Source organism: Prevotella sp. oral taxon 475 (assembly GCF_018127805.1).
Lineage (GTDB): Bacteria > Bacteroidota > Bacteroidia > Bacteroidales > Bacteroidaceae > Prevotella.
In genome coordinates this window covers 834,407-851,355 of record NZ_CP072334.1, presented here as the reverse complement: position 1 = coordinate 851,355, position 16,949 = coordinate 834,407, and the positions used below count along the sequence as shown (strand labels likewise).

14 protein-coding genes are annotated in these 16,949 nt (G+C 50.7%); 10 read left to right on the top strand and 4 right to left on the bottom strand.

The features are described 5' to 3' along the window. Window positions 1-7: 7 nt before the first annotated feature. Window positions 8-406 carry a hypothetical protein gene (locus tag J5A66_RS03285; RefSeq protein ID WP_211791028.1) on the top strand — a complete coding sequence of 133 codons (399 nt, stop codon included), beginning with the start codon at window positions 8-10 and terminating at the stop codon, window positions 404-406. A 26-nt stretch (window positions 407-432) separates the two neighbouring features. Here J5A66_RS03285 and J5A66_RS03280 read toward each other — a convergent pair whose 3' ends face one another. The 4 genes from J5A66_RS03280 to J5A66_RS03265 form a co-directional block, all read right to left on the bottom strand. Then, on the bottom strand, window positions 433-1,620 hold the full coding sequence (locus J5A66_RS03280) for a clostripain-related cysteine peptidase (protein ID WP_211791027.1): 1,188 nt from the start codon (window positions 1,618-1,620) through the stop codon (window positions 433-435). A gap of 279 nt (window positions 1,621-1,899) precedes the next feature. Then, complete coding sequence (locus tag J5A66_RS03275; RefSeq protein ID WP_211791026.1) at window positions 1,900-4,539, bottom strand: valine--tRNA ligase; 2,640 nt, start codon at window positions 4,537-4,539, stop codon at window positions 1,900-1,902. Between the two features lie 98 nt (window positions 4,540-4,637). After that, on the bottom strand, window positions 4,638-5,414 hold the full coding sequence (locus J5A66_RS03270; protein WP_211791025.1) for an acyl-[acyl-carrier-protein] thioesterase: 777 nt from the start codon (window positions 5,412-5,414) through the stop codon (window positions 4,638-4,640). A 242-nt stretch (window positions 5,415-5,656) separates the two neighbouring features. Continuing rightward, window positions 5,657-6,808: an OmpA family protein gene (locus J5A66_RS03265; protein ID WP_211791024.1), complete on the bottom strand. Its 1,152-nt coding sequence runs from the start codon at window positions 6,806-6,808 to the stop codon at window positions 5,657-5,659. A 225-nt stretch (window positions 6,809-7,033) separates the two neighbouring features. On the opposite strand from J5A66_RS03265, the gene J5A66_RS03260 reads away from it, so the two are divergent. From J5A66_RS03260 to J5A66_RS03220, 9 genes are all read left to right on the top strand, one after another. After that, a complete protein-coding gene (locus J5A66_RS03260; protein WP_211791023.1) occupies window positions 7,034-7,561 on the top strand; it encodes a bifunctional adenosylcobinamide kinase/adenosylcobinamide-phosphate guanylyltransferase in 528 nt (175 codons plus the stop codon). A gap of 297 nt (window positions 7,562-7,858) precedes the next feature. Beyond that, the gene (gene cobT, locus J5A66_RS03255) at window positions 7,859-8,902 is read left to right on the top strand and encodes a nicotinate-nucleotide--dimethylbenzimidazole phosphoribosyltransferase (protein WP_211791022.1); all 1,044 of its coding nucleotides are present in this window, start codon (window positions 7,859-7,861) and stop codon (window positions 8,900-8,902) included. Further along, the gene (locus J5A66_RS03250; RefSeq protein WP_211791021.1) at window positions 8,877-9,686 is read left to right on the top strand and encodes an adenosylcobinamide-GDP ribazoletransferase; all 810 of its coding nucleotides are present in this window, start codon (window positions 8,877-8,879) and stop codon (window positions 9,684-9,686) included. Before cobT ends, J5A66_RS03250 begins: the two co-directional genes overlap by 26 nt. A 53-nt stretch (window positions 9,687-9,739) precedes the next feature. Further along, window positions 9,740-10,294 (top strand): alpha-ribazole phosphatase, encoded by a 555-nt coding sequence (gene cobC, locus J5A66_RS03245; RefSeq protein ID WP_211791020.1) that lies wholly within the window; start codon window positions 9,740-9,742, stop codon window positions 10,292-10,294. A gap of 101 nt (window positions 10,295-10,395) precedes the next feature. Then, window positions 10,396-11,757, top strand: a complete 1,362-nt coding sequence (locus J5A66_RS03240; RefSeq protein ID WP_211791019.1) for an NAD(P)/FAD-dependent oxidoreductase — start codon at window positions 10,396-10,398, stop codon at window positions 11,755-11,757. Between the two features lie 391 nt (window positions 11,758-12,148). Continuing rightward, the gene (locus J5A66_RS03235) at window positions 12,149-13,654 is read left to right on the top strand and encodes a leucine-rich repeat protein (protein WP_211791018.1); all 1,506 of its coding nucleotides are present in this window, start codon (window positions 12,149-12,151) and stop codon (window positions 13,652-13,654) included. Between the two features lie 68 nt (window positions 13,655-13,722). Then, window positions 13,723-13,914, top strand: coding sequence for a hypothetical protein (locus J5A66_RS03230; protein WP_211791017.1), 192 nt, complete (start codon window positions 13,723-13,725; stop codon window positions 13,912-13,914). Window positions 13,915-14,142: 228 nt separating this feature from the next. Further along, complete coding sequence (gene lysS, locus J5A66_RS03225) at window positions 14,143-15,879, top strand: lysine--tRNA ligase (protein WP_211791016.1); 1,737 nt, start codon at window positions 14,143-14,145, stop codon at window positions 15,877-15,879. 49 nt (window positions 15,880-15,928) lie between these two features. Then, on the top strand, window positions 15,929-16,924 hold the full coding sequence (locus J5A66_RS03220) for an NAD(P)H-dependent glycerol-3-phosphate dehydrogenase (protein WP_211791015.1): 996 nt from the start codon (window positions 15,929-15,931) through the stop codon (window positions 16,922-16,924). Window positions 16,925-16,949: the final 25 nt, after the last annotated feature.

Sequence of the window (16,949 nt, the reverse complement as noted above, 5' to 3'; positions counted from 1 at the left end):
AGAAAAGATGGAAATCATTGATTTTGAACAACGCGTCAGTCAAAAGATTCGACTGAACAGTGCCATGCCCGGATTCCCCCAACGGGAGGATTTCGGCGTGACGAAAGAAGAAGTGGACGGTTATCTCTTCGACAAACAGGCGGTCCTCGACAGTGTTGGCAGTCTGCGTTCGCAGTATACGCTGTCCGGTGTGCTCATCATTCTGCCTGTCGTAGTTCTCTCGGCTTTCCCCGAAAAGAAACTGCCTTGGGGTAGTTGGTCGCTCTTCGTGGCTCTGGCCATCGGCTTTTTGTTGGCGGGAGGAGCCAAACTTGTCGTCCGTTGGAGGGTGAAACGCAAACTGCGACGCATGGCCAACGAACGCATCGAACAATATATCGAGGCGGTATTAGGATTCGGCGCGTGAGATGTTCTTCATCTCACGCGCCTTTTTTAATGGGTGGCTGCCCACCAAGCGGTCTGCGTCTTCGTGGCAATGGCCCGCTCGTAGGTAGACACGGTGGGGTCGCTGATGGTGATGCCGCTGAAAGAACCGACGTTGATGTAGCGTGTGGGGAGTTCGCCCAGACTGGTGTAGATCTGCGGCGTACTGGCTTTGTAGGGCACGAAACGACTCAGAGCAGTTTGAAAATCGGCGTAAAGGGGGTCGCTGCCGCAAAGTTTTCGCACGTAACTGTCGAAGTCGAAGAAGATGGTGTTACGGTATCCGTCAAGCTTCTGTACCGAGACCGTATCTGAGAGGTTGAAGACATGGCGGGCGTTGATTCGCTTCATCACGCTGGCCATCTGCTGCGCCTGACTGCAATCGGCAACACCGATGTTTCCGCAGGGCGTGCTATAGGCGGAATAAAAACGATGAAACTCGTCGACCACCCGTTGATAGTCGGGTTCTGGCTGTGCCAAATACTTCCAAATGCGTTCGTAAGGCATGCCATAAGCCATGATTTCGCTGGCGCATCCGATGAGATGGTCGGTAGCACGGCGTAGCTCGTAGGCCACTTCCACGTTCGACATGTAGCAATCGTCGAACATGACAAACTGCATCTTCATCCCCGCCTTGCCGATTCCTTGTGCCAGGGCGGAGATATTGGTTTGAAAGTAAGGTTCCGATCCGCCGAAATAGCGCGTCTGTGCTCTGCTGCGACCTCCGGCAAAGAGCCATCCCGTGCCGTGACAGCCCACAATGAGAGCGTATCGCTGGGCGGGTGCCGTTTGTTTCACCCGAGTGAGGATGTCGGCAATGCCGTCGGCGGTGGTGAAAGCGGGCATATGAGCGGCAGAATATCGCTCGAGGGTGTCTTGCCGACAAATGCCACCACGATAAACCACCTCCATCATAACGGCCGAAGTGGCAGAAGAGGAGATGAAAACGAGGAGTCGGTTTCGCCCCAGTCCGCCGTTACGAGCAATAGCTGTCTGTATATCGGCCAAGTTTTGCTGAAAAGCATGATACAAACTGCCCGACTCGCTGGTTCGACTTGCGCTCCAAGGCATATAGACAAACAGGGTTTTCTGGGCCATCGCCTGCGGAACGGGATAGGGTGCAGCCACCTCATCGCGACAGGCTGACAAGGCTACGACGGCCAGAAAGCCTAAAAAGAGTTGCTTGATTTTTTTCATTTTTTCTCTATTGAACTTTCCAACTACTTGGAAACTCTGTTTTTCTCATTTCTGAGCTTTCCAACTACTTGGAAGCTTCGTTTTTCTTATTTTCGAGCTTTCCAACTACTTGGAAGCTTTGTTTTTCTCATTTTTGAGCCTTCCAACTACTTGGAAGCTCCGTTTTTTTCATTTTCGAGCCTTCCAACTACTTGGAAGACTCATTTTGTTCATCGCCCATGAACGAGGCCCTGTCTTTTCTTATTTCGAGCCATCGGTCATGGGCGAAATGCGATTTTGCTATTTTTTCTTTCTCAATTCGAGGAGCGAGAGCTTGAGTGCAGCGATTTTTTCCTCCGAGTCATTCTGTTTTTTGCGCTCCAGGGCCACAACGGCCTCGGGGGCGTTGGCCACAAAACGCTCGTTGGAGAGTTTTTTCTTGATACCGGCCAAGAATCCTTCGAGATGGGCCAACTGTGACTCCTGCTTAGCGATCTCGGCCTCGACATCGATGAGACGACCCACGGGAACGGCGTATTCGTCCGTCGCAACCATGAACTGTGCCGTGTCAGCGGGCTTCTCTTGGCATACATCGATGCGCTCGAGATTGGCCATTTTCATCATCACATCATCATAATCCGCAAAACGATTCTGACCGATGGCACAGAGCACGAGCGGCTCTTTGGGCGGAATATTCTTCTGATTGCGAACGGTGCGCACAGAGGAGACGATCTGCTTCACGCTCTCGATGTCGGCGTTCAGTTGTCTATCGGCTTCAGAGGGGGCGGCAATCTCCTGCTGCTCGCGCATGATCGAGGCGCCCGTTTCCCTACTAACGAGGTGCTGCCACAGTTCTTCGGTGATGAAAGGCATAAAGGGATGGAGCAGTTTGAGCAGCGTTTCGAAGAAGCGGAGCGTAGCGTTGAGCGTGGCACAGTCGATAGGCGAGCCGTAGACAGGCTTCACCATCTCGAGATACCAGCTGGAGAACTCGTCCCAGAAGAGCCGATAGATAGCCATGAGGGCTTCTGAGATACGATATTTCGAGAAAAGATGGGCCACCTCCAGGTTCGTCTCCCGCAGTTTGGCCTCAAACCATCTCACGGCCGTTGCGTTGGCCGCAGGCTGCTCGATGTCGGCCGTCTGCCACCCCTTCACCAATCGGAAGGCGTTCCAAATCTTGTTGTTGAAGTTGCGCCCTTGCTCGCAAAGGGCCTCATCGAAGAGAATATCGTTGCCAGCCGGTGCCGAAAGCATCATCCCCATGCGAACGCCGTCGGCTCCGTATCGGTCGATGAGCTCGAGAGGATCGGGCGAATTACCGAGCGATTTCGACATCTTCCGCCCCAGTTTGTCGCGCACAATGCCCGTGAAATACACATTCCGGAAAGGCATTTGTCCGCGATATTCATAGCCGGCCATAATCATTCGGGCCACCCAGAAGAAGATAATGTCGGGCCCAGTCACCAAGTCGCTCGTGGGATAATAATAGTTGATTTCCTCGTTGTCGGGCTTCCGGATGCCGTCGAACACGGAGATGGGCCAGAGCCAAGAAGAGAACCACGTGTCGAGGCAGTCTTCATCCTGTTCGAGATCAGCCTTTTCGAGTGTCGGTAGCACCTTTTTAGCCTTTTCGAGAGCCTCCTCTTCAGAGCGTGCCACGACGCATTCGCGCTTGCCGTCGACGGTGAAATAATAGGCCGGAATACGATGTCCCCACCACAGTTGGCGCGAGATGCACCAGTCTTTGATATTCTCCAGCCAGTGGCGATAGGTGTTTTTGTATTTCTGGGGATAGAAACGGATGTCGTCGTCCATGACAGGTTGCAGGGCCAAGTCGGCGAAATGCTGCATCCGAAGGAACCATTGGGTGGAGAGCTTGGGCTCGATAGGCACGTGGGTTCGTTCAGAATAGCCCACCTTATTGTCGTAGTCCTCCACCTTTTCCATCAGCTGAGCCTTCTCCAAGTCGATGGCAATCTGTCGGCGAACGTCCATTCTGTCCATCCCAACATACAGTTCTGCGGCAGGAGAGAGAGTTCCGTCGTCGTTGAAAATATCGATAGTCTCGAGCCCATGTTTGAGTCCTAAGTTGTGGTCGTTGATGTCGTGTGCCGGTGTCACCTTCAGACAGCCCGTCCCGAACTCCACATCCACATACTCATCTTCAATCACCGGAATCTCCCGGCCCACCAACGGCACAATCACATGTTTGCCCTTGAGCCACGTATTCTTCTCATCATTGGGGTTGATGCACATCGCCGTGTCGCCCATGATGGTTTCGGGACGCGTGGTAGCTACGATAGCATAACGCCCGGGCTCCTCCACCACCCGATAGCGGAGGTAATAAAGCTTAGAATGTTCGTCTTTATAGACCACCTCTTCGTCCGAGAGCGCCGTCTGTGCCTGCGGGTCCCAGTTTACCATTCGCACGCCGCGGTAGATCAATCCCTTGTCGTAGAGATCGCAAAACACCTGTATGACGCTGGCCGACCGTTCTTCGTCCATTGTGAAAGCCGTCCGATCCCAGTCGCACGAAGCTCCCAGTCGGCGCAGTTGTTTGAGAATGATGCCGCCGTGTTCGTGCGTCCAGTCCCAGGCATGACGAAGAAATTCGTCGCGGCTCAGGTCGGTTTTCTTCACGCCCTGCTCGGCCAATTTGGCCACCACCTTTGCTTCCGTGGCAATCGAGGCATGGTCTGTTCCCGGCACCCAGCACGCGTTTTTGCCTTCCATTCGGGCTCGGCGCACCAGGATGTCCTGTATCGTATTGTTCAGCATGTGGCCCATGTGCAGCACTCCGGTGACGTTGGGCGGCGGAATCACCACCGTATAAGGTTCTCTATCGTCGGGTTGGCTGGCAAAAAGTTTGTTGTCAATCCAGTATTGATACCATTTCGACTCCACTTCCTTCGGGTCATACTTACTTGCTAATTCCATATTTGCGTTGTTTTGTTTCTATTTCTGATCATCGTTCGCAGGGATGCAAAATTACGAAAAAACCGCGAATTTCCGGTCCTCTCCCGCCTCAAGCTCCCTCAAAGGTGAGGCTTGACCGTCGTTATTTCCACCCTACACGCTTCGAGGGGAGGCTCTTCGCCTCGTTGCTTCATGATGCGATAAGCTGTTTTGCCCTCGCCCGTCGTCTCGCAATAATAGTTGAGCACATCGCCGAAATGACTTTCGGCTACATAAGCCACGTCGATGCGACCGATGCAGTGTGTGCGGTGCCACGCTTCGGGCATCAAATCGAGCAGATGCTCCACATATTTCACGCTATTGATGTGCCCATTAACGTCCACATCGCTGTAGTGCGTCTCTACCTTCCCCGCCCATTGGCCCTCGTCGCTCATTCTTACGCGCGACGAAGCAGCAATAGGACAAATCGTTTCCTTATCTACATACTCCGCGATGGAACCTTCTTTGATCGCCAAAATGTCGGCCGGCTGGCGCGTTTCGGTGTCGATCATCGCCCAGACGCTGCGTCCGTAGCCATAGATTTTGCCCGTCTCGTGGTCTGAAATTTTAAAGTTGCGTTGAGTGAAAAAGCGCATCACGCTATCCACCCACGTCTCTACCGAGAGCCGGGTATAGGCCACAGGCATTTCGTTCACCTCGATCGCCAGACGCGAGAGCACCCAGGTTTTGCGGATGCCATTGAGAAAATGCATACCGAAGCCACGCTCGTTAGAGTGGAAGTCGGCCGCGTTGAGCAGATGATTGCCCAAATGCCCCATGAAAATGCGGTTCGAAAAGTCGCAGTGGAACGGTTCTACCAAGAACTCATACCTTCCTATTTTGTTGTGTCTCTCCATTTTCTTTCAGTCTTTTTGGTGCATCTGTCGTGCCGGCTGCGAGTGAATCCAACGGCGAAACATCCGCCTTCTACCTTCCGCAGACGCCCCGACATGCCTGCAAAGTTAGCGAGTTTTCGCCGGAAAGACGAACGCTTCTCCTCCCGATTCCCCTTTCTCCGCATACATAACAAAAAGTCTCGACACTCCGAAGAATGTCGAGACCACTATAAAATCCTAGTAACTAAAAACTTTAAATGGATTTATTCTGCTTTAGAGCTGTCGTTGAACGTTGCCACGCGGTTGAACGAAACTTCCTCGAACAAGGTGTCCGTCACGCCCATACCCTTGGTAGTCAAGCGGCTGGCAGCAATCTTGTATTTCTTCACCAGTGCCGTTTTCACAGCCTCTGCACGTGCGTTAGAGAGTTTTTGGTTGATCTCTGCGCTACCCTCGGGCGAAGCATAGCCGCGGATTTCCACTTTAGCCTCGGGATGATTCTTCATATAAGAAGCGATCAGTTCCAGCGGAGCATACTGTGCGGGATCGATAACGGCCTTGCCCTGACGGAACAATACAGTAGGTTGGAGGTTGGTAACGGTTTCCGACTTGATGTTCTTCACCACCGTTTTGGGCCTTTTGTTGCAGTCGTCAAGAGCCTTTTGCAGGTCGGCAATCTGGCGATCTTTCTCCGAAAGCTGGGCATCCTTACCGTTGAGGTCGCTGCGCAGGTTGTTGATTTGTGCGTTGAGCCCGTCGATTTCGGCCTGATCGCGCACCTGTGCGATGGTAAAGTTGTGCGAACCGTTAGAGTTCTTGAACTTGTAAACCAGACCTGCGTTCAGCTGAACGAAAGAACGGTTGATGTTATACGAGAGTCCGTCGTAACCATCGTTGTTCAGATTGTACACGATGGCCGGTTCTACGTAGAACTGCCACTGCTTGTCCGAGCCGAAGTTGAAGGCAAAGTCGAGTGCTACCTTAGAGGTCAAGGCGTTGAGATTCTCTGCTTTGTAAGCGTTGAAAGAGCGTTCCCAACCGAAACCATACAAACCGATGATTTCAAAGCAACGGGGCTGACCTTTATAACCGCCGAACCAGTTGCTGAGGTTGATGGTTCCCAGAGCAGAAGTGTTGAGTAATCTCACCACCGTACCGGTAGAAATGCCCGGTTTGTTAGAGAAATAGGCATTGCTCTCAACTGCGAAGCCGAACACCGGCGTGAAGTTACGACCGATACGCAGACCTGCGTTGGGATTGAGGTTCTTCATCCAGCTGTAACCGGTGGTCATCGTAGCTACGCCACCATTGATGCCAATGTAGAAATTGTCGAAAGTTTTGCTGCCTGTAACTGTCTGTGCAGATACAGAAACTGCCAAAGCGGCAGCTGCAAAGAAAGTAAATAACCTTTTCATTCTTTTCTTGTTATTAATGATATAAACTATAATATGTCATCTCTGCTTAAATCGCTGCAAAGGAAAAGAAAAAACTCATAAGTGCCAAATGTTTTTATCAAAATATGAGTGCTTTGAACACAAAAAGACTAAAAAGGCACATTTTTCTATCCTTTTTAACGCTCCCAATCGCATTTCTCTCACGTTGACAAGGCCACCTCTACCCATTTTTCGTAACTTCGCACCATGAAGAGAATCATTTTGATTACCGGCGGGCAACGCTCGGGCAAGAGTCAGTATGCCGAAAAGCTAGCTCTACAGCTATCGCCCCACCCTATCTATATGGCCACGGCACATGCTTGGGACGAGGAATTCTGCCAGCGCATTGCCCGACATCGGCTCAGACGCGGCCCGTGTTGGACCAATATCGAGGAGGAAAAATATCTGAGTCGGCACTATATATATAATAAGGTGGCGGTGATCGACTGCATTACGCTCTGGTGCACCAATTTTTTCTACAATCCCGACCTCAAAGAAGACGAACTGCCCGATGTGGATTCCACCTTGCAGGCCTTGCAGGCGGAGTTCGATCAGTTCACCGCTCAGGAGGCTACGTTCATCTTTGTGACCAACGAAATCGGCAGCGGAGGCGTGAGCAGTCATGCGCTTCAACGACGATTCACCGATTTAGAGGGCTGGATGAACCAATATGTAGCCTCGAAAGCCGACGAAGTGATCCTCATGGTGAGCGGCATTCCCGTCAAAATCAAATAGCTTTTTCCGCAGACGGAAGCCCGGCAGGCATACGGTCTGCCCGCTTTTCATCCTCTCAAAAGGGAACTTTGAAGCGGCCCTTGCTGCCTGTTGAAAATCAGACGCTTACCAGGTTGCCTGCAAAAGCTTAGCTTTCGCATCCTAAAAGCTAAGAAAACGGCGTGCAAAAGCTAAGAAAATGCAAGCCGAAAGCTAAGCTTTTGGAAATGCCCCTCTCAACCGAGCTACACCGCTCACTCTAAAAAACGGGAACCATCTCTCGATCTTCCCTTCGCAAAACGAATTTCTACATCCACGATGCAACGCTTTTCCATTGCCCCAATTACTGATCCCGGCAAGCCCATTCGCGAAAAAATAGATTATCTCAACAAACCCAAGGGTTCGCTGGGGATGCTCGAAGACTTGGCTTTCGACATCTGTCGGATCCAACAAACGCTCTCGCCCACACTCCGTCATCCCTGCCATCTGCTCTTGGGAGCCGACCATGGCATCGAACGCGAGGGGGTGAGCGTATCGCCAAGAGCCGTGACATGGCAGCAGATGGTGAACTTCACGCGTGGCGGAGGCGGCGTCAACGTCTTCTGTCGGCAACACCACTTCGACCTGACTTTGGTGGATATGGGCGTGGACTACGACCTCTCACCCTACCCTATCCTCGATCGCAAAATCGCACGAGGCACCAACAACTTCCTCTATGGCCCGGCCATGAGCCAAGAACAGTTTGTTCGGGCCATGAAAACCGGCGCAGAGCTCGCCGATAGCTGTCATGCCAAGGGCAGCAACGTGCTTTGCATCGGCGAAATGGGCATCGGCAACACGTCGGCCTCGAGCCTTTGGATGTGTCTTTTAGGGCATCTGCCGCTATCGGCATGCGTAGGAAGCGGAGCCGGACTGAACTCCGAGGGTATGAACCACAAACGCAACGTCTTGCAACAGGCCTTAGATCGTTTTCTCGCCACCAGTCCCGGTCCGGTAGATACAGAGACCGTGATTCGCTATTTCGGCGGTTTTGAGATGGTGGCAGCCGTGGGAGCGATGCTGCAAGCAGCCCAACGGCGAATGCTGGTCTTGGTAGACGGCTTTATTATGTCGGCCTGCATGCTGGCAGCCAGTAGGCTCGAGCCGGCCGTTTTGGGCTATGCCGTCTTTGGGCATTGCGGCGACGAGAGCGGCCATAAGCAGCTGTTGCAACTCATGAAGGCGCGTCCCATCCTGCAATTGGGGCTACGCCTGGGCGAAGGAACGGGGGCTTTGTGTGCCTATCCCATCATCGAAAGTGCGGTAAGAATGATCAACGAAATGAATAACTTCAAAGATGCAAATATCGATCAATACTTCTAAATGGTACGATCGCCCGTGGGCGGCTCTCATTTTCTTTACTCGTCTGCCTTTTTGGCGGCTCCATCAGCCACGGAAAGAGGCCTACGAGTCGGTGGTAGAATACTGGCCGCTGGCCGGTTGGCTGACGGGCGGTGTCACAGCGACCGTCATCTGGGCAGGAACGGCGGTCTTTCCGTTCTACATTGCGCTCATCCTGGCTCTCATCAGTAGGGTCATTCTCACGGGAGCACTGCATGAAGACGGCCTGGCCGACCTCTTCGACGGTCTGGGAGGTGGCGGTAGCGACCGGCATCGCATCCTCACTATCATGAAAGACTCGCATATCGGCACCTATGGCGTGCTTGCTCTCGTGGCCTATGCGGCACTGCTCTTTGCTGCGCTCTATGCACTCGGCCCGTTCTATGCCGCCTTGGCCGTTCTCGGGGCCGACCCTTTTGCCAAGATGACGGCAGGATTGCTCACACAGTTGTTGCCCTATGCTCGCAGCGAAGAGCAGTCGAAGGCGCAGGTTCTTTACCGAAGGTTCAGCCCTTGGGCAGGTTGCTTGCTTTTGTTGCAGGCCATACTCCCGCTGTTTCCGCTGGTCTACGTGGTCATCTTCCATCCGGCAGGCCCTCTTCTGCGCTGGGATGTATTGCTGGCTGCGCCTTGCGTGGTGCTGTTTTCGCTGTATGTCTTGCTCGCTCGCCGACTGAAAGGCTACACGGGCGACTGCTGCGGAGCAGCCTTTTTGCTGGTAGAACTGAGCATCTATTTGGGATTAGTCATTCAGTTGACGAGGTAACCAACCTCCTTGTCCACTCGTTCACTTATCAACTCATCAACTTTAAAAATCCTATGGACATTTTTCTCGTTCGTCACACCCGTGTAGACGTTCCACCGGGCACTTGTTATGGTTGGACAGACGTCCCGCTATGCGACACTTTTCCTCAAGAAGCCGCCCAGACACAGCAAGAACTCGCCCCGCAAGGGCCCTTCGACGCGGTGTTCTCCTCGCCGCTGACGCGCGCTCGTAGATTGGCCGCGTTCTGCGGATACACGCATCCCATCGTCGACCATCGTCTCAAAGAGATGCACATGGGCGACTGGGAGATGCGCCGATTCGAAGACATCGACGACGAAAATCTGCAACGCTGGTATGCCGACTACATGAACGTGAGCACCACCAACGGCGAAGGCTTTCCACAATTCTATGCGCGCGTGACGGCTTTTCTCGACCACCTGCGACAACAACCTTTCCGACGCGTGGCCATTTTTTCCCATGGCGGCGTGCTTCTCTGTGCAGGCATCTACGCAGGACTGTTTTCTACACAACATGCTTTTGAACATCTCGCCCCCTTTGGCGGCATTCTGCACATTCAACTCTCACCCTGCTCAGAAGAATCCTTATAAAAGAGGAGAAGAAAAAGAGGCTCTACTCCGCGGTTTAACCAGAGAAAGGAGTACTTTTGCAGTGCATTCAATGGGATATTCATCACTAACACACCGAACGTATGAGTTTGAACATCAAAAAGGATAACACCAAACGTATTGTGATCGTGGGCGGAGGCTTCGGCGGTTTGCAACTGGCCAACGGACTGAAAGGCACTCCCTATCAGGTCATTCTGATCGATAAGAACAATTATCATCAGTTTCCGCCGCTCATCTATCAGGTGGCATCGGCCGGAATGGAGGCCAGTTCTATCTCCTTCCCTTTCCGTCGAAACTTCCAACACCGCAAGAACTTCTACTTCCGGATGGCCGAACTGCGGGCCATCTTTCCCGAGAAGAAACTCATACAGACCTCCATCGGTAAGGTGGAGTACGACTATCTGGTGCTGGCAGCAGGAACCACGACCAATTTCTTTGGCAATCGGAACGTGGAACGTAAGGCCATGCCGATGAAAACCGTAGACGAGGCCATGGGATTGCAAAACGCTATCCTCGCCAACATCGAACGGGCTATCACTTGTTCCACTCAACAAGAACAACAAGAACTGCTCAACGTCGTGATCGTGGGCGGCGGAGCTACTGGTGTAGAGATTGCCGGCGTGCTCTCGGAGATGAAACGCACCATCCTGCCCCACGATTATCCCGACCTCGACCCTTCGCTAATGAATATCTATCTCATCGAGGCGGGCAACCGTTTGCTGGCTGCCATGTCGCCAGAATCTTCTGCGGCCGTAGAGAAATACCTGCGCGAGATGGGCGTTAACATCCTGCTCAATAAACGGGTAGAGGACTACGAGGGGCATAAAGTGCTGCTGGCCGACGGCTCTTCTATCTCTACACGCACCTTTATCTGGGTGAGCGGCGTCGCAGCACAGGCTGTGGGCCATCTCGGCACAGAGCATCTGGGACGCGGACGACGCATCCGGGTAGATACGTTCAATCGGGTGCAAGGCATGGAAGACGTGTTCTCCATCGGCGACCAATGTATCGTCGAGGGCGACGAGGCCTATCCCGGCGGTCATCCGCAGCTGGCACAGGTGGCCATTCAGCAAGGCAATAACCTGGCTAAGAACTTCCGTCGCCTGCTCAAAGGCAAAGACCTGAAGCCTTTCCGCTACAAAAATCTCGGCACAATGGCCACCGTTGGCCGCAACAAAGCTGTGGCCGAATTTGCCCATATCCGGCTGAAGGGCTTTTGGGCATGGCTGATGTGGCTCGTGGTTCACCTGCGCTCCATCCTCGGTGTTCGCAATAAAGCGGTGGTTTTGCTCAACTGGATGTGGAATTACGTCAATTACAACCAGTCGCTCCGCATGATATTCTATCCCCAAAAGGCTACCGAAATTAAAGAACGCGAAGAGCGCGAGGCCCGAATGCATTGGGGAGAAGATCTCATGAAGGATGAAACCCCGAAACAAGAATAAAAACTCGGCGGCAGATAATGGCCAGGAGATTTGCCTGGGAAAAAGATTTTCTATAACTTTGCACCCATAATGACAAACGTGTGCATATATTATAAAGGTGTAACGGGACAGAAAGGCGAAAACTTTTCTGCATCTTTTAACGCCGAGTGTTTGGTAGTCTCCGAGAAAATGACTACCTTACACACACACACACACACACACACACACAGTATGCGCACCTATTGGTAGCGCAACACTTTTTCACTTTTTCCTACGCGCGCGCAAAGAGCGTGTGTTCCTTATCAGCAAAGGGCTCGCAGGAGTTCCCTTTGCTTCTCTTTTTGTGCCCTTTTATTACAGCATAGAAAAGAGAAATAATAATGATTTTCAGCCAACTAAATATGAATGAGAGATGAAGAAATTATTCCCCCTATTGCTATTTTTCTTAACAGCCGTTTCTGCTACAGCGCAAGAAACTTATTTCCAAAAAGATGGTCTTTGGTATCGAGTTCTAAAAACAATGACACAAAAGTCTTATGATGCTTCTGTAGACGAGGTGGCAGTTACAAGACCTCCAAGTAATCCATTCAAATACCAGCAAGGAATTTCCATCAATGTTCCATCAAATGTTACTTATAACGGGAAAAACTATGCCGTAACCTATCTTGATGCTTGGGCTTTCTCTGGTACAACGTTAACCGCTCTCACCTTTCCTGAAAGCATTCAGAAAACAGGAACAAATGTAATAACATACACAACCATAAAACATTTTCACACTCCACAAAATGTAAAAGTATTACCCCTAGACTTTTTATGGAAAGCTTATCCTGAAGAATTATGGTTATCTCCTAACGTTACAAAGATGGAAAATCGTGTTGCCACTTATTGTTCTACTCTGCAACGTGTACATGGGTTTGCCCAAACCAAGATAGAAGAAATAGGGGAAAGTTGCTTCCCTTATTATAATGACAGACCTGATCCGACAGCCTATATTAACGATTTTTCTGTTCTACCCCCTACGATACGAATCATAGGTTCAGGAGCTTTCAGTGGTGAAAAAATTAACAACCAGGGACTTCCGCTGAATAATCTGTCTATTCCTCTCAGCTTAGAGAAACTTGGTAATAGAGTTTTCAATATAGCAGACAAAGTCATCATACCTCACCAGATGCCTTTTGAAATTGGAGAAGAATCTTTTGGTATTCAATCTACTCTGAAATTGCATGTCCCCACAGACCGAATCTTTGCTTATAAGGCTTCAATAAAGTGGTCTGCTTACGGCGATAAGCTCCGTGAAGAGCTGAAAATCGGTTCCACCGGCTACACTTCCTATTACTTGGAGAACGAGAACTTCCTTATTCCGGCAGGCTGCACAGCGTATATCATTACGGGTATTACCCCCAGTGGAAGTAAATTCATTCCCGACCAAGCCAACGTGACTGCATTCACCGCAGGAAAAATTATCCCCAAGCAAACAGGGTTTATCTTGCAAGGAACTCCTAACAGTACAGTGGTATATCAAGCGAACGTGACAGGCACAGAGGAAAGCGTGGCAGGCAATTGGCTCGTTGGTACGGCTATAGAACAGGAGTTCTCCTCGGCCGGACATAAATATTATGTATTGGCCAATGGCGACGAAGGCATCGGCTTTTATAAACAAGGTACGCGTAAAGGTGCTTCCATCAAACTGCAACCGCATCGCGCCGGTCTGCGTTTACCCGACGCTGTTGCACCCGCTAAAGGACTCATCATCGACTTCGATGCTGCCCGAGAAGAAGCAGAGACTACCGGCATTCGCGATGTTCGTCCTTCCGTTCAGCCGCGCGAAGACATCATTTACGACTTGCAAGGCCGCCGAGTGAAGAATCCTGGCCGAGGCATCTACATTGTTAATGGCAAGAAAGTAGTAAGGGAGTAAGGAGAAAGAGGAATAAAAGTAGGAAAAAGTAGTAAGTAATAGAGTAGTAAATAGAAAAGTAGTAAGCTATGAAACAGAGATATATCACCCCCGGCATAAAGGTTGTTCAGTTGATGACCGACGAAAATATCGCACAATTCGTCGTTAGTTCGCACTCCGTAGGCGAGAACGAAGGGCTGGCTAAACCCGGATTTTTTGAAGAAGACGAAGAAGAGACCGTCGAGCAAACGCTATCCGGCTACTCGCCGTGGGAAGACTGAAATCTATCTGCCCAGGTGTAGTACACCCTTAAGACGACGGTTCAACAAAGATTTGTTTCAACCGGAAAGTTGGTCGGACTTTACAGAGTTTGTAAAGAAGGCATAGGAAGACGGAAAGAACACTCATTGAGAAAGAATAGAAAAGGTGAAAAGATGCTGACAGGTTGTCGCGCTTTCACCTTTTTTTTATACTTTTGCAAGCATAAAAGATTATATATTTCCACTGATATGAACATATTAGAACTGAGCGAGCAGGAGATTGTGAGACGACAAAGCCTGCAAGAACTGCGCAATATGGGCATCGATCCCTACCCCGCCGCAGAATATCCCACCAATGCTTTTTCTTCCGATATAAAAAATAACTTTAAAGATGGCGAAGAACACGAAGTATGTATCGCCGGACGAATGATGAGCAGACGCGTGATGGGGAAAGCCAGTTTTGTGGAACTGCAAGACTCGCGAGGACGTATTCAGGTGTACATCACCCGCGACGACATCTGCCCCGGCCAAGAGAAGGAACTCTACAACACCGTGTTCAAGCGGCTGCTCGACATCGGTGACTTCATCGGTGTGCGCGGATTCGTGTTCCGCACACAGACGGGAGAGATTTCGGTTCACGCCCGCGAACTAACGGTATTGAGTAAGAGTTTGAAACCGCTGCCCATCGTAAAGTATAAAGACGGCGTGGCTTATGATAAGTTCGACGATCCTGAACTACGCTATCGCCAACGATATGTAGACCTCGTAGTGAACGAGGGCGTGAAAGACACGTTCCTTAAACGTGCCATCGTGCTGCGAACCATGCGGCAGGTGTTGGACGAAGCCGGATATACCGAAGTGGAAACGCCTACGCTGCAAAACATCGCCGGTGGTGCTTCGGCTCGTCCATTCATCACCCATTTTAATGCGCTCAACACGGATATGTATATGCGCATCGCTACGGAATTATACCTGAAGCGACTCATTGTGGGTGGCTTCGAGGGCGTATATGAAATCGGTAAGAACTTCCGCAACGAGGGCATGGACCGCACACACAATCCCGAATTTACCTGCGTAGAGCTTTATGTACAATATAAAGACTACAACTGGATGATGGCTTTCACCGAGCAACTACTCGAAACCATCTGCACAGCAGTGAACGGTAAACCGGAAACGGTGATCAACGGGCAGACCATCAGCTTCAAAGCTCCTTATCGGCGGTTGCCCATTCTCGAAGCCATCAAAAAGAAAACGGGATATGATCTCAACGGAAAGACGGAAGAAGAGATTCGCGACGTATGCCGTAAGCTGGAGCTGGAGATTGACGAGACGATGGGCAAAGGTAAACTCATTGATGAGATTTTTGGAGAATTCTGCGAGGGACAATTCATCCAACCCACCTTTATTATAGATTATCCTGTGGAAATGAGTCCGCTCACAAAGATGCATCGCTCAAAACCCGGACTGACAGAACGCTTTGAACTAATGGTGAACGGCAAAGAATTGGCAAATGCTTATTCGGAACTAAACGATCCCATTGACCAGGAAGAACGATTCGTCGACCAAATGAAGCTCGCTGATAAAGGCGATGATGAGGCGATGGTGATCGACCAAGATTTCCTCCGCGCACTGCAATACGGTATGCCACCCACGTCGGGTATCGGCATTGGCATTGATCGTTTGGTGATGCTGATGACGGGGCAGACCACGATTCAAGAGGTGCTTTTCTTCCCACAGATGCGCCCTGAAAAGAAGATTCCTAAAAGCACGGTAGCCGAATGGGCAGCACTGGGTGTGCAGGAAGAGTGGGTCCCGGTACTGAACAAAGCAGGCTATCATCTCGTTTCAGATATTCGCGAAGTGAAAGCGCAGAAATTACAAATGGATGTCTGCGGTGTGAACAAGAAGTATAAACTAGGTTACAACAATCCGAAAGTAGAAGATTTCCAAGCTTGGATTGACAAGGCGAATGAAATAGAGAATTGATCTTTGAGGATTTCCCCTCATTCAAACATTCATCCCTCATCCCAAAAAGATGTTCAATTGCGGTAAAATAGCCATTGTTGGAGGTGGTAGCTGGGCTACAGCCATTGCCAAGATCGTGGTGCGGCACACGCATCACATCGGTTGGTATATGCGCCGCGACGACCGGATAGACGATTTCAAACGATTAGGCCACAATCCGGCTTATCTGATGAGTGTGCATTTCAACATTGATGAAATCTTTTTTTCGAGCGATATCAACAAGATTGCAGCCAACTACGACACACTGGTGTTTGTCACTCCGTCTCCTTATCTGCAAAACCACCTACGGAAACTCAAGACACGGCTGCACGACAAGTTCATCATCACAGCGATAAAGGGACTTGTTTCCGACGAAAACCTCATCTGCTCTGAATTCTTCCATCAAGTGTACGATGTGCCTTACGATAACATCGCCTGCATCGGCGGTCCATCTCATGCCGAAGAGGTGGCACTCGAGCGGTTGTCATATCTCACCATCGGTTGTTCCGACCAAGAAAAGGCGCAAGCATTCACCGAGATTCTGAGCAGCGAGTTTATCAAAACCAAAACCAGTCAGGATGTTGTGGGCATCGAATACGCCTCTGTCTTGAAGAATGTCTACGCCATTGCCGCCGGCATTTGCAGTGGATTGAAGTATGGCGACAATTTCCAAGCCGTGCTACTGTCTAATGCCGTGCAAGAGATGTCGCGTTTCCTCTCAGTGGCCCATCCGTTGGAACGTAGCGTCTACGACAGCGTCTACTTAGGCGATCTACTTGTAACAGGCTATTCCAACTTCTCGCGCAACCGTACATTCGGAACGATGATTGGCAAAGGTTACAGCGTTAAAAGCGCGCAAATAGAAATGGAGATGATTGCCGAAGGATATTACGGCACGAAGTGTATGAAGGGTATCAATCGGCATCTGCACGTCAACATGCCTATCCTCGATGCCGTTTACAACATCCTGTACGAGCGCATCTCACCACAGGTGGAAATCAAGCTTCTCACAGATAGTTTCAGATAATCTCCTCGGACTTTATCATTCAGGA

Coding starts and splice junctions, on each gene's coding strand:
- J5A66_RS03285 (WP_211791028.1), top strand. CDS start 8: ATGGAAATCATTGATTTTGAACAACGCGTCAGTCAAAAGATTCGACTG.
- J5A66_RS03280 (WP_211791027.1), bottom strand. CDS start 1,620: ATGAAAAAAATCAAGCAACTCTTTTTAGGCTTTCTGGCCGTCGTAGCC.
- J5A66_RS03275 (WP_211791026.1), bottom strand. CDS start 4,539: ATGGAATTAGCAAGTAAGTATGACCCGAAGGAAGTGGAGTCGAAATGG.
- J5A66_RS03270 (WP_211791025.1), bottom strand. CDS start 5,414: ATGGAGAGACACAACAAAATAGGAAGGTATGAGTTCTTGGTAGAACCG.
- J5A66_RS03265 (WP_211791024.1), bottom strand. CDS start 6,808: ATGAAAAGGTTATTTACTTTCTTTGCAGCTGCCGCTTTGGCAGTTTCT.
- J5A66_RS03260 (WP_211791023.1), top strand. CDS start 7,034: ATGAAGAGAATCATTTTGATTACCGGCGGGCAACGCTCGGGCAAGAGT.
- cobT (WP_211791022.1), top strand. CDS start 7,859: ATGCAACGCTTTTCCATTGCCCCAATTACTGATCCCGGCAAGCCCATT.
- J5A66_RS03250 (WP_211791021.1), top strand. CDS start 8,877: ATGCAAATATCGATCAATACTTCTAAATGGTACGATCGCCCGTGGGCG.
- cobC (WP_211791020.1), top strand. CDS start 9,740: ATGGACATTTTTCTCGTTCGTCACACCCGTGTAGACGTTCCACCGGGC.
- J5A66_RS03240 (WP_211791019.1), top strand. CDS start 10,396: ATGAGTTTGAACATCAAAAAGGATAACACCAAACGTATTGTGATCGTG.
- J5A66_RS03235 (WP_211791018.1), top strand. CDS start 12,149: ATGAAGAAATTATTCCCCCTATTGCTATTTTTCTTAACAGCCGTTTCT.
- J5A66_RS03230 (WP_211791017.1), top strand. CDS start 13,723: ATGAAACAGAGATATATCACCCCCGGCATAAAGGTTGTTCAGTTGATG.
- lysS (WP_211791016.1), top strand. CDS start 14,143: ATGAACATATTAGAACTGAGCGAGCAGGAGATTGTGAGACGACAAAGC.
- J5A66_RS03220 (WP_211791015.1), top strand. CDS start 15,929: ATGTTCAATTGCGGTAAAATAGCCATTGTTGGAGGTGGTAGCTGGGCT.